The organism is Anaerobacillus sp. ABR4_321 (assembly GCF_056158505.1).
This window is the reverse complement of record NZ_JBSWTK010000001.1, coordinates 868,931-882,248: the sequence shown is the minus strand read 5'-3', so window position 1 is coordinate 882,248 and position 13,318 is coordinate 868,931. Positions and strand designations below refer to the sequence as shown.

Annotated in this window: 11 protein-coding genes; 1 reads left to right on the top strand and 10 read right to left on the bottom strand. The window is 44.5% G+C overall.

The annotated features are described in order from the left end of the window. Nucleotides 1-111: 111 nt before the first annotated feature. Together fba and ACXADT_RS04790 are read right to left on the bottom strand one after the other, a co-directional pair. A complete protein-coding gene (gene fba / locus ACXADT_RS04795) occupies nucleotides 112-975 on the bottom strand; it encodes a class II fructose-1,6-bisphosphate aldolase (protein WP_270180402.1) in 864 nt (287 codons plus the stop codon). Between the two features lie 283 nt (nucleotides 976-1,258). Then, nucleotides 1,259-1,627 (bottom strand): response regulator, encoded by a 369-nt coding sequence (locus ACXADT_RS04790; protein ID WP_270180403.1) that lies wholly within the window; start codon nucleotides 1,625-1,627, stop codon nucleotides 1,259-1,261. 140 nt (nucleotides 1,628-1,767) lie between these two features. Between ACXADT_RS04790 and ACXADT_RS04785 the strand changes: the two genes are divergently transcribed. Further along, entirely contained in the window at nucleotides 1,768-2,298 is a 531-nt protein-coding gene (locus ACXADT_RS04785; RefSeq protein ID WP_474809991.1) for a DUF2529 family protein, read from the top strand. Between the two features lie 35 nt (nucleotides 2,299-2,333). Here ACXADT_RS04785 and ACXADT_RS04780 read toward each other — a convergent pair whose 3' ends face one another. From ACXADT_RS04780 to ACXADT_RS04745, 8 genes are all read right to left on the bottom strand, one after another. Continuing rightward, nucleotides 2,334-3,947: a CTP synthase gene (locus ACXADT_RS04780; RefSeq protein ID WP_270180405.1), complete on the bottom strand. Its 1,614-nt coding sequence runs from the start codon at nucleotides 3,945-3,947 to the stop codon at nucleotides 2,334-2,336. A 273-nt stretch (nucleotides 3,948-4,220) separates the two neighbouring features. Then, complete coding sequence (rpoE, locus tag ACXADT_RS04775) at nucleotides 4,221-4,724, bottom strand: DNA-directed RNA polymerase subunit delta (protein ID WP_474833392.1); 504 nt, start codon at nucleotides 4,722-4,724, stop codon at nucleotides 4,221-4,223. 284 nt (nucleotides 4,725-5,008) lie between these two features. After that, nucleotides 5,009-8,272, bottom strand: coding sequence for a fused isobutyryl-CoA mutase/GTPase IcmF (gene icmF / locus ACXADT_RS04770; protein WP_474833390.1), 3,264 nt, complete (start codon nucleotides 8,270-8,272; stop codon nucleotides 5,009-5,011). A gap of 13 nt (nucleotides 8,273-8,285) precedes the next feature. Then, the gene (locus tag ACXADT_RS04765; RefSeq protein ID WP_270180640.1) at nucleotides 8,286-8,903 is read right to left on the bottom strand and encodes a TetR/AcrR family transcriptional regulator; all 618 of its coding nucleotides are present in this window, start codon (nucleotides 8,901-8,903) and stop codon (nucleotides 8,286-8,288) included. Between the two features lie 42 nt (nucleotides 8,904-8,945). After that, nucleotides 8,946-9,896, bottom strand: a complete 951-nt coding sequence (gene meaB / locus ACXADT_RS04760; RefSeq protein ID WP_270180408.1) for a methylmalonyl Co-A mutase-associated GTPase MeaB — start codon at nucleotides 9,894-9,896, stop codon at nucleotides 8,946-8,948. Between the two features lie 14 nt (nucleotides 9,897-9,910). Next, complete coding sequence (locus ACXADT_RS04755; RefSeq protein ID WP_270180409.1) at nucleotides 9,911-11,053, bottom strand: acyl-CoA dehydrogenase; 1,143 nt, start codon at nucleotides 11,051-11,053, stop codon at nucleotides 9,911-9,913. Between the two features lie 245 nt (nucleotides 11,054-11,298). Continuing rightward, complete coding sequence (locus ACXADT_RS04750) at nucleotides 11,299-12,441, bottom strand: acyl-CoA dehydrogenase (protein WP_474833389.1); 1,143 nt, start codon at nucleotides 12,439-12,441, stop codon at nucleotides 11,299-11,301. Nucleotides 12,442-12,461: 20 nt separating this feature from the next. Continuing rightward, on the bottom strand, nucleotides 12,462-13,316 hold the full coding sequence (locus ACXADT_RS04745) for a 3-hydroxybutyryl-CoA dehydrogenase (RefSeq protein WP_474833387.1): 855 nt from the start codon (nucleotides 13,314-13,316) through the stop codon (nucleotides 12,462-12,464). Nucleotides 13,317-13,318: the final 2 nt, after the last annotated feature.

Here is a 13,318-nt window from a genome sequence, read left to right as displayed (position 1 = left end):
GCCTAAAATTAGTTGAAAAATAGTCGTCAAGTAGGTGGAAGGGGAAGTTTATGGAAATTATAAACCGCCCGGATTCGAGCGGTTTATACGATCTCCATCTTTTATGAAGATTTATGCTTTTTGAGAAGAACCGAATTCACGCATTTTACCGATTACTGTTTCTTTAATCGCATCACGTGCAGGTCCCATGTATTTACGTGGATCGTATAGTTCTGGCTTTTCTTCTAGTACAGAGCGAACTGCTTTTGCAGAAGAAAGCTGACTTTCAGTGTTAACGTTAATTTTCGCATGTCCAAATTTGATCGCTTTTTTCACGTCAGCAGTTGGAATACCAGTACCACCGTGAAGAACTAGAGGAACACCAGTCATCTTGCTGATTGTTTCCATGCGGTCAAATCCAAGGTTTGGTTCACCTTTGTATGGACCGTGTACAGAACCTAGTGCTGGAGCGAAGCAATCCACACCAGTTTCGTTGATTAGACGCTCACACTCTTCAGGGATTGCGTATGCAGCTTCTGCATCACTAACGATCACGTCGTCTTCTTGTCCGCCGATACGGCCAAGCTCTGCTTCAACTGAAACGCCTACTGCGTGTGCAGCTTCAACAACTTTTGAAGTTAGAGCGATGTTCTCATCTAGCGGGTAGTGAGAGCCGTCGATCATAACAGAAGTGAAGCCAGCGTTGATCGCTTGCATACACTTAGCGAAGCTTGATCCATGGTCAAGGTGAATCGCAACAGGAACTGTTACGTTGTATTCTTCCATCAATGCGTTCACTAGAGTCGTAACGGTTTTGAAACCACCCATGTAGCGTGCAGCACCTTCGGATACTCCAAGGATTACTGGAGATTTTTCTTCCTCAGCAGCCTGAAGGATCGCTTGAGTGAACTCAAGGTTGTTCAGGTTAAATTGGCCAACAGCGTAGCCTTCTGCTTTAGCTTTTTCTAGCATTTCTTTCATAGAAACTAAAGGCATGGTACTTCCTCCTTGATATTAAATAAGATTGCTCGGTCGGAACCTAAAGCATCGTTGTTAAAGAGATACTTGTTGTTAGAGCTCACAAAATGCCTTCTCGAAATAATCGGTCTTATTCAAGATGGCACAAACACATAAATTTTATGTATGTACCGTGAAATTTCAATCGTCACTTGTGCAAACACTCCAAAAACACGGTTCTATTATAGCATATCAAATCTACAAAAGAAGGGGAAAAAGCTTGATTTAATAGGATTTGTTTATGTAAGCGCTACCTCTTCTACTAAGAGATCGCAGACAATTCTTTTTTTACAGCTTCTGTAATTTCATCGATATCAAAAGGTTTCGGGAAGTGCGTGATCGCTCCGAGATCCATCGCCTCATGAATCATGTCTAGCTCACCGTAAGCAGTCATGATGATGACGAGTGCTCTTGCTTCCATCTTCTTAATCCGTTTTAAGATTTCCAATCCGTCCATGCCTGGAATCTTCATATCCAGAATCACAAGATCAGGATCTTCATTCTTCACGATATCCAATGCTTGAACTCCATTGGCAGCTTGATAAGTTTGGTAGCCTTCTTTTTGAAAAATTTCATTAAGGAGGATCCGTATTCCGTATTGGTCATCAACTATTAAGATTTTCTTTTTCATATCATTGCCTCCCGATTACAGATTCTATTTAGTATGAATTCGCTATTTACAAGCATTATCCTTCTTAGCACGGCTCGCTTCCATCTTGCTATCACGTTATAATATGTATCGAACCATTTTTAAAGAAAGGCAGTGACCTTATGCTAAAGATATTTACAACGCAATTGATGGGTAAGTTCAAACATATACAAGATAACCACGAGATGGTCATTGAAGATATATCACGCCTGTTAGCTCAAACGATTACCGGTGGCGGTAAGGTTTATTTTAAAGGGCAAAACGAACTTCAGGGCGTTGCTCTCGAAGCGATCGATGGAGCGGACGCTCTCCCATCATGCGCTATTCTTGAACCGAACACAGAGCTGACTGATCGCGATACCGTCTTGATGTTTGGCAAGTTTAATGACGACTCATCATTTGCACAGCTCGCTACAGAGTATAAAGAAAGTGGAGCATCCGTCGTAGGTGTTGCCGCAAGTCGTAAAGATGAAGCTCAAGCTCTCGAAGACACGGTTCACTTTTATATTAACACAGGGCTTACAACAGGACTCGTTCCGGACGAAGACGGTGAACGGATCGGTCACCCTTCCCTTCTTGTCGCGCTGTTTGTATACCATGCGATTTATTTAACAACAAAGGAAATTCTTGATGAGCACGGAGTCGAGATATAGAGAAAACAGGGTGTCAGCTGACACCCTGTTTTTTATTATTGATTTTCAATTGATGCACCGATAAATTCTTTGAACAATGGCTGAGGGCGAGTTGGTCTTGATGTGAATTCAGGGTGGAATTGAGATGCCACGAACCAAGGATGGTCCTGAACTTCCACAATTTCAACTAGGCGGCCATCAGGGCTTGTACCTGAGAAGATGAATCCTGCTTCTTCCATTTCAGCTCTATACTGGTTGCTGAACTCGTAGCGGTGACGGTGACGCTCGTAGACAACTTCATCTTCATAAGCTGCGAAAGCTTTCGTTCCTTCAACAAGCTTACAAGGATAGAGTCCGAGACGAAGCGTTCCACCAAGATCTTCAACGTCTTTTTGTTCAGGCAAGAGGTCGATGACCGGATATTTTGTCGTCGGTTTAATTTCTGCAGAGTGAGCTCCTTCAAGGTTAAGAACGTTTCGTGCGAACTCAACAGAAGCTAGCTGCATACCAAGACAGATTCCAAGGAAAGGAACCTTGTTTTCACGAGCATATTGGATCGTCGTGATTTTCCCTTCGATTCCACGATCTCCAAATCCACCAGGCACAAGAATACCATCAACATCTGATAGCAATTCATGTACGTTTTCAGGCGTAACATGCTCAGAGTTTACCCATTTAATATCCACATCTGCATCGAACGCGTATCCTGCGTGCTTCATGGATTCAACAACGGAAATATAAGCATCCTGTAAGGCAACGTATTTACCAACAAGGGCAATCTTCGTTTTCTTAGAAAGGTTTTGTACCTTTTCAACAAGCTGCTTCCACTCTACCATGTCTGCTTCCTGACAGTTTAGCTTAAGGTGGTTACACGTAATCTCATCTAGCTTCTGTGCTTGAAGAGAAAGTGGTACTTGATAAAGTGTTTCTTCATCTTGTGCTTCGATTACAGCATGAGGATCGATGTCGCAGAACAATGCGATCTTATCCTTCATATCTTGAGGAACCGGCTGCTCTGTACGCACGACGATTACGTTTGGCTGAATACCAAGACTACGCAATTCTTTCACACTGTGCTGAGTTGGCTTTGTTTTCATCTCACCAGCAGCTTTCAAGTATGGAACGAGCGTACAGTGAATGTACATCACGTTTTCTTTACCGATATCGCTCTTGATCTGACGAATCGCTTCTAGGAAAGGAAGACTTTCAATGTCACCGACTGTTCCACCGATTTCAGTGATCACGACATCAGCATTCGTTTCGTTACCCGCACGGAAGACGCGCTCTTTGATTTCGTTCGTGATGTGTGGGATTACCTGAACTGTTCCTCCAAGGTAATCTCCTCTACGCTCTTTACGAAGAACGGATGAGTAGATTTTACCAGTCGTTACGTTCGAGTTCTTCGAAAGGTTAATATCGATGAAACGCTCATAGTGCCCAAGGTCAAGGTCAGTCTCCGCTCCATCGTCTGTTACGAATACCTCACCGTGCTGATATGGACTCATCGTTCCTGGGTCAACGTTGATGTAAGGATCGAATTTTTGAATTGTTACGCTGATTCCGCGATTTTTTAGAAGGCGGCCGAGTGATGCTGCTGTAATCCCTTTTCCAAGTGACGATACAACCCCGCCTGTTACAAATATATACTTCTTCTGCTTACCTGTTGTCATATTTATGCCCCCTCGTTGTTAGTATTCTACCCTTATAAAAAGGGAAAGGATTCATTCGATTGCCATTGTTTCTTAAAAGACGATTGACCGACGTGTTCCTATTCGAATGTATTGTCAGGTGCTTTTTAATAAAATAAAAAAAACAAAAGTGACACCTGTCCCATAGATGGGGGGCACTTTTGTTTTATATTAATCATTATATTATTCGTTTATTGGTGAAGCCCAAAAATGATTCTACCGACTTCGAGCCTGAAAGTCAAGAACTGACACAAATTATTTGGTGTCTTCCTCGTCATCTTCAAAGTCGTCATCATCATCATCGTCGTCATCGTCGATATCTTCATCATCAAACTCTTCTGCATCATCGTCATCGAAATCTGCATCGAAGTCATCGTCAAGATCGTCAACTTCTAGATCATCCAATTCGTCCTCAAGGTCATCATCGAAAACGTCTTCGTCGTCTTCAGACTTCTTGCGTTTCTTTGGCTTGATCGTCGTAGCGAGCTCTTCCTGGGATTGCTCAACAGGGTACCAGCTTTTCAGACCCCACTGATTATCGCCAAGTGTTACGAAGCGGCCATCTGTATTTAGGTTCGTATAAACTTCAGCAAGACGTCCCTGAACCTCTTCAGATGAAAGTCCCTTCATATCTCCAATCTGGCTCATTAGCGTGTAGAAAGAAACTGGTTTTCTCTCATCTTGCAAAATATAAAACATAATATCGATCATTGATGTCTCTTGAATGTCATCAGCAGACAACTGATTTAAGGTACTCATAGTATCGGCACTCCCTTTCAATTCTCTCCTCTGAATACTTTACCCGAATGATATGAAAAACAAGCTATGTTAGGTATCCAAATAGATAGTTTTTCTTATTTTATAAAAATCATACCATTCATTATAAACAAATTTCCTCAATCTATGCTACGATTTTTAAACAAATCTAGTTCAATCGAAGGATTTGTCCAAAAAAGGCGTCTATTCGCAAACGTAATAGGAGGAAGGACTATCCTTCCTCCTACAATAATATGAACCGATTCGTTTGACAAGCTATTACCCGTCTACATATTTCGACGGTATTTCCCACCGACATCATAGAGCGCAGTCGTGATCTGACCGAGGCTCGCCACTTTTACCGTTTCCATCAATTCTTCAAAGATGTTTCCTTTCGTAAGAGCAGCTTGCTTCAAACGGCGAAGAGCATCTTCCGTTTCACCAGCATTTCTTTCCTGGAATTCCTTAAGGTTTGAAATCTGCTGTTCTTTCTCTTCTTTACTTGCTCTTGCAAGCTCCATGTTCCACTCTTCCTCAGCAGGTGGATTTGGATTCTTGTATGTGTTCACCCCTACGATCGGAAGGTCACCCGTGTGCTTCAGCATCTCATAATACATCGATTCTTCTTGAATCTTACCGCGCTGATACTGAGTTTCCATCGCACCGAGAACGCCTCCGCGTGCATTGATGCGTTCGAATTCTGTCAGAACCGCTTCCTCAACGAGATCCGTTAGTTCTTCAACAATAAAAGATCCTTGAAGTGGATTTTCGTTCTTACTGAGTCCGTGTTCTTTTGTAATGATCATCTGAATCGCCATTGCTCGGCGCACGGATTCTTCCGTAGGTGTCGTAACCGCTTCATCATACGCGTTTGTATGAAGTGAGTTACAGTTATCCTGAATCGCCATCAGCGCCTGAAGCGTTGTACGAATGTCGTTAAAGTCCATTTCCTGTGCATGAAGAGAGCGTCCTGACGTTTGAACATGGTACTTAAGCTTTTGACTTCTAGCGTTCGCACCATATTTCTCCCTCATCACAGTCGACCAGATTCGTCTTGCTACACGACCGATCACCGTATATTCAGGATCCAATCCGTTACTGAAGAAGAATGAAAGGTTTGGTGCAAACTTGTTGATGTCCATTCCTCTACTCAAGTAATACTCAACGTACGTAAACCCGTTCGCAAGTGTAAATGCGAGCTGCGAAATCGGATTCGCGCCAGCTTCAGCGATATGATATCCGGAAATAGAAACCGAATAGTAATTTCGAACTTCGTTATTAATGAAGTATTCCTGAATGTCACCCATCATACGAAGTGCGAATTCAGTAGAGAAGATACACGTATTCTGCCCCTGATCTTCTTTTAAAATATCAGCTTGAACCGTTCCACGAACGGTGCTAAGCGTCATCGCCTTAATTTCGTTGAGCTCTTTGTCTGTCGCCTTACGCCCTTCTTTTTCTTCAAAGCGCTGAACCTGCTGCTCAATCGCAGTGTTCATGAACATCGCGAGGATGATAGGCGCAGGCCCGTTGATCGTCATTGAAACGGATGTTGATGGCGCACAGAGGTCAAAACCGGCATACAGTTTCTTCATATCATCGAGTGTACAAATGCTTACACCACTTTCCCCAACTTTCCCGTAAATATCAGGGCGGTAGTCAGGGTCCTCTCCGTAAAGCGTCACGGAATCAAAAGCCGTACTCAGACGCTTTGCGTCATCATCTTTCGATAGATAGTGGAAGCGGCGATTCGTCCGTTCAGGAGTACCTTCACCAGCAAACTGGCGCTTTGGATCTTCTCCCTTTCTCTTAAACGGAAACACGCCAGCAGTGTAAGGGAACGAACCAGGAACGTTTTCTTTTAATACCCAACGGACGATTTCTCCCCAATCTTCATACTTTGGAAGAGAGACCTTCGGGATATTGATCCCTGACAAGCTCTTCGTCGTAAGCTCCGTTACGATCTCTTTGTCACGTATTACAGAGACAAATTCTTTACCGCTATACTTTTCTTTCACCTCTGGCCAGCTCTCAATAATTTTCTTCGTTTCAGGATGCATGTCATCCATGTTGTCATCCTTCATCTTGGAAAGCATCTTGATCGTTTCTTCGTTTTCTTCTTTCCCTTCAAGCATCTCGATTGTACCCTGAAGCTGGAAGGCTTTACGTGCGAGCTGTACCTGCTTCTCAACATACTCATGATAGCGGCGTACAGAGCCTGAAATGTCTTGTAAGTACTGCTGGCGTTGTGGAGGAATGATCAGGTTGAGCTTTTCAACGATCTCACTCGTTTCGATATTGGTTGCCCAGTCATTTCCACACTTCCGCTGAATCGTATCGATCAAAGCTTTGAACAGCGTGTTCGTTCCAGGGTCGTTGAATTGACTCGCGATCGTACCATACACAGGCATCTTATCGAGGTCCTGTTCAAACAGCATATGACTGCGCTGGTATTGCTTTTTCACATCACGAAGTGCATCCTCTGAGCCTTTTCGCTCATACTTATTGATTACGATAAGGTCAGCAAAATCGATCATGTCGATTTTTTCTAGCTGCGAAGGGGCACCAAATTCACTTGTCATCACGTACATTGAAACGTCCGCGATCTCAGCGATTTCTGCATCGCCTTGCCCGATTCCACTCGTTTCGATAATGATGAGATCATAGCCAGCCGCTTTGACGACAGCCATCGCCTCTCGAATGGAAAGAGATAGCTCTGTCTTAGACTTCCTCGTAGCAAGGCTCCGCATGAAGACGCGATCGTTATGGATTGCATTCATACGAATGCGGTCACCAAGAAGTGCACCACCCGTTTTTTGTTTCGTTGGATCGATCGAAAGGATCGCAACGGTTTTCTCTTCATATTCATTGATAAATCGACGAACCAATTCGTCCGTTAATGAACTCTTACCCGCACCACCTGTACCGGTGATTCCGATGACAGGCGCTGATGTTTCCATTCCTTTAAGCTCTGTGAAGACTTTCTCAGCCGTTGCAGCTACTTCTTCAGATCGCTCAGCACCAAAACTCTCTGCAAGAGTGATCAAGCTTGATACAGCTTGAGGATCACGCTTGCTCACTCGCTCAAGCTGATTATCGATTTGCTTGAAGGTAGGGAAGTCACATTCCTTCATCATAAGATCGATCATGCCTTGAAGACCGAGGTCACTCCCATCGTCCGGAGAGAAAATTCTCGAAATCCCATATTCATGAAGTTCTTTGATTTCCTTTGGAATGATAACACCGCCGCCTCCACCATAAATGCGGATATGAGACGCACCATTTTTTTTCAATAGATCGTACATGTATTTAAAATATTCCATGTGACCGCCCTGGTAAGAAGAGATCGCGATTCCTTGAACATCCTCTTGGATGGCAGCGTTTACAACTTCTTCTACGGAACGATTGTGACCTAGGTGGATTACTTCTGCACCACTCGCTTGTAGAATGCGGCGCATGATGTTGATCGACGCATCATGACCATCGAACAAGCTAGAAGCCGTTACAAAACGGACATGGTTAACAGGCTTTTTCGTTTCAGTTACACTCACACTGTTTCCTCCTTCACGTTCTATTCGCAGTATTAATAGGGTTAAGCGCTTGAATGATGAACGCTTCTTGCATCTTCGTAAATTCTTCGATCGTGTAATGAGAGCGGAGCGCCCAACGCCTGAACGCCCACATCTGCCCTTGCACAAGAATGTTGTGGGATGCTCCGTATACTTCTTCTTCAGTTAACTGAAGCATTCCTTCATCTACACAATCTTGAATCAACTTCTCAAAGATTTCTGCCATTCCAATCTCTTTCTTCAACACGTAAGGCAGCGTTTCATTCGGCAATGACTTCGCTTCTTGATACATGACGAGCACTTCATCTTGAAAGTCATCCATCACTTGATAAAACGCATGCAGCGCCTGCTTCAAACGATCGATTCCCTTCACACCTGGCTTGATCTGTTCTTCTAACCGCTCTCTAACTTCATCATAGATACTGTCACATACGAGATAGAGAACGTCTTCTTTTTTTCGAATGTATTCATAAAGCGTTCCGATACTGAAGCCCGCTACCCGAGCGATCTCCCGCGTCGTCGTTCGATGAAACCCTTTTTCTTTAAAAAGGCTCACAGCCGCTTTTATCATTTGTTCCCGTCGTTTCTGGATCAGCTTTTCATCCTTCACCATCGAAGGAACGTTCTTTCTCACCGCATACCCAGCCCCTTCCCGTCAGCTTTTGTCTACTTTTTCTCCGTAATAGTCATCCAGTAGTCTGACTGCAGCTGAATAAGGGTCGATCGACCCCTCCTTAACTTCTTCTACCCAGCTTCTGTTCTCTTTCTCTTGCTCGATTAGCCGCTTCATCATCTCAGCATGAACGACTTCGATCACTTCACGTTCTAGCGATGTTTTACGGCGTCGCTCTCGCTCACCAGACTTTTTCAAATAAGCGAGATGCTCCTTCAACCGCTCCCATACCTCATCGATGCCTTGGTTTTGAACCGAGACCGTCTTCACGATCGGTGGGCGCCAATCTGCATCGTGCTTTACAATATCCAGCATGCTTTCAAGCTCTGCTAGTAATTTCGGTACACCTGACAAATCCGCTTTGTTCACGATGAACATGTCTGCGATCTCCATGATACCAGCTTTGAACACCTGCACCACATCACCACTTCCAGGATTCAATAACACAGCAATGGAATCAGCGATCTTCATGATGTCTAGTTCTGACTGTCCGACTCCTACGGTTTCTATCAAGATGACATCGAATCCGTACGCATCCATTAGCCGTACCGTTTCTTTTGACGTACGTGATAACCCCCCAAGACTACCCCGTGTACCCATACTTCTAATAAAGACTCCTGGATCAGTGAAATGCTCTGCCATTCGAACGCGATCTCCTAGAAGCGCACCCCCACTGAATGGACTGGTTGGATCGACTGCTACAACGCCAACAGTGAGATCAAGCTTCCTGAGGTAGGTGATGAGTCGATTGACGAGTGAACTCTTCCCCGCCCCAGGAGATCCTGTTAATCCGATGTAATGTGCGTGCCCTGTCATCGAATGAATATCCTTTAACAGCTCTAGTTTTCCTTCTGCATCGTTTTCAACTAAGCTGATCGCTTTCGCAAGTGCACGTTCATCGCGTTTTGAAATTCGTTGTGCAAGAGAATCCATGCTACTCATCCTTCTTAATCAGCCAATAGCATCCTTGAAATAACTAGACGCTGAATTTCGTTTGTTCCTTCGTAGATTTGAGTGATCTTTGCATCTCTCATAAAACGTTCAACCGGGTAATCTTTGGTGTAGCCATAGCCTCCGAACACTTGAACCGCTTCTGTTGTTACTTCCATCGCGATATCGCCTGCATACAACTTGGACATCGCAGACTCTTTTCCATACGGAAGTCCTTGACTCTCTTTCCAAGCTGCCTGGTAGGTTAATAGTCTTGCCGCTTCGATCTTTGTCGCCATATCAGCAAGCTTGAAGCCGATCCCTTGGTTTTCACCGATTGGTTTCCCAAACTGCTTCCGTTCTTTTGCATATGCCGTAGCAGCATCTAGTGCTCCTTGAGCAATTCCAACTGCTTGAGCCGCAATACCATTACGACCACCATCTAGCGTCTTCATTGCGATTTTAAACCCTTGCCCTTCTTCGCCAAGACGGTTCGCAACCGGAACACGGCAGTCTTCAAAGATGATTTCAGTCGTTGGAGATGAACGGATTCCTAGTTTCTTCTCCTTTTTCCCTACAGAGAACCCTGGCGTATCGCTCTCTACGATAAACGCTGTGATCCCTTTATGACGCTTTTCTTTGTCCGTTTGTGCAAAGACGATATAGATTTCCGCTTCGCCGCCATTTGTGATAAAGATCTTTGAGCCATTGAGGATGTAATGATCTCCGTCTAGTTTAGCGGTCGTTTTCATGCCGCCAGCATCTGAACCAGAGCCCGGCTCCGTTAAGCCATATGCCCCCATCATCTTTCCTTCTGCCATCGGACGAAGGAACTTCTGCTTCTGTTCTTCCGTTCCGAATGCATTTACTGGCCACCCAGCGAGAGACGTATGTGCTGAAAGTGTAACCCCTGTCGAAGCACACACTCTCGAAAGCTCTTCAACAGCAATCACATAGCTCAAATAGTCAGACCCAATGCCGCCATATTCTTCTGACCATGGGATACCTGTTAAGCCAAGCTCAGCCATATGCGTAAAATGTTCACGGTCGAAGCGTTCTTCTTCATCACGCTCACCCGCTGTTGGTTCTACTTCTTTCTTTGCAAAATCACGGACCATTTTCCGTAGCATTTCGTGTTCTTCTGAAAGTTGAAAGTTCATATGAGGTTCTCTCCTTTTGATTTAGGTGTCGGTAGAGCGTTTTGTCATGGTGATCGTCTTGGTTGCGGCTCCTGGATTAGCGTTTTGACGGTGCGATGGACAGGTTATTGTCCAAAACTGAGATTTATTAGCTAAAATGAGAATTTATTGTCCAAATTCGAGATTTATTGTCTAGAATTTGATTTTATTAGCTAAATAGGATGAATCTAGGATTGAGCGTGGGATGTGGGTTCGCCTCCGCTTTTCTATCTCATCATATTCCTACTAATCACCATTTTCTGTATTTCACTCGTGCCTTCGTAGATTTCGCAGACTTTTGCGTCTCTGAAGAGGCGTTCTACTGGGTAGTCTTTTGTGTAGCCGTAGCCTCCGTAGACTTGGACGGCTTCGATCGATGCTTTTACGGCTGCTTTTGAGGCGAATAGTTTGGCCATGGATACTTGTTGCATGCATGGGATGCCTTGGTTTTTGAGATCTGCTGCGCGATAGGTTAGTAGTTTGGCAGCTTCTACTTCAGTTGCCATGTCCGCAAGCTTGAAGCCAAGACCCTGGTTTTGGCCGATCGGCTTTCCGAATTGCTGTCTTTCTTTTGCATAGGAAACGGCGTAATTTAATGCAGCTTCTGCAATTCCAAGAGATTGTGCGGCGATTCCGATCCGGCCGCTCTCGAGGTTTGCCATTGCGATCTTGAAGCCTTGCCCTTCTTCACCGAGGCGATTTTCAACGGGTACGCGAGCGTCTTCGAAAATGATCTCCACTGTATTTGAACCGTTCAAGCCCATTTTCTTTTCCTTTTTTCCAATACTGAATCCTGGGGTGTCTTTTTCAACGATAAACGCTGTAACACCTTTACTTCCTTTTTCATCCGGATTCGTACGTGCGAACACGACGTATGTGTCTGCTTCGCCTCCGTTTGTGATGAAAACTTTGGACCCGTTCAGTCTATAGTGATCACCGTCTCGAACTGCACGTGTTTTCATGCTACTCGCATCAGATCCTGAGCTAGCTTCAGTCAGTGCAAACGCACCAAGATACTCACCTGAAGCAAGCTTCGGAACAAAGCGCTGCTTCTGCTCTTCTGTCCCGAAATTAAGAATCGGAAGAGTGCCGACAGAGGTATGCACCGAAAGGATGACACCGATTGTTGCGCTAACCTTTGAAAGCTCATGGATCGCGATGATATAAGACGTATAGTCCATTTCAGCTCCACCGTATGCTTCTGGAATAGGGATTCCCATCAAACCGAGTTCGCCCATTCGCTTGATGATGTCGCGCGGGAACTCATCCGTTTCCTCCATTTTTTCTACAAATGGCGCAATTTCTTTTTCAGCAAAATCTCTGACCATCTTCTGCATCATCTTTTGTTCTTCTGTAAAAACAAGCTCCATCTCTGTTCCTCCTCGTGATGTTAATCCTGATACTGGTAGAATCCTCTTCCAGTCTTACGTCCTAACCAGCCGGCCTTCACATATTTGCGGAGAAGCGGGCATGGGCGGTACTTATCGTCCCCAAAGCCTTCATGGAGCGTTTCCATAATATATAGACACGTGTCGAGTCCAATAAAATCAGCAAGAGTAAGCGGTCCCATCGGATGGTTCATACCGAGCTTCATCACTTGATCGATATCTTCTGGTGAAGAAACACCTTCATAAACGGTATAGATCGCTTCGTTGATCATCGGCATCAAGATGCGGTTCGATACGAAACCAGGAAAGTCATTTACTTCAACTGGAGATTTTTTAAGGTCATGAGCAAGGTTTTCTACAGCAGCGAACGTCTCATCAGTCGTTGCAAGACCCTTGATGATCTCGACTAACTTCATGACAGGTACAGGATTCATGAAGTGCATGCCGATGACTTTTCCTGGACGCTTCGTCGCTGCCGCGATTTCAGTGATCGGAAGTGATGATGTGTTCGTTGCAAGAATCGTATGGTCTTTTGAAATTTCATCAAGTCGTGAAAAGAGGTTGCACTTTACTTCCATGTTTTCAACTGCTGCTTCGATGACGATATCAACTTCTTTTGCATCATTTAGATCAGTCGTACCTTGCAGGAGATCCATCGCTGCGACCAAATCTTGTTGGGAAATACGCTCTTTTTTCACCTGTTTTGAAAGGTTGCTTTCAATTCTTGTAAGGCCTTTATCAATAAACTCCTGCTTAAGGTCGTTTAAGTAAACCTTGTAGCCGGACATCGCACATACCTGCGCGATCCCAGATCCCATTTGTCCTGCGCCGATCACCATTACTGATTTGATTTCCATGT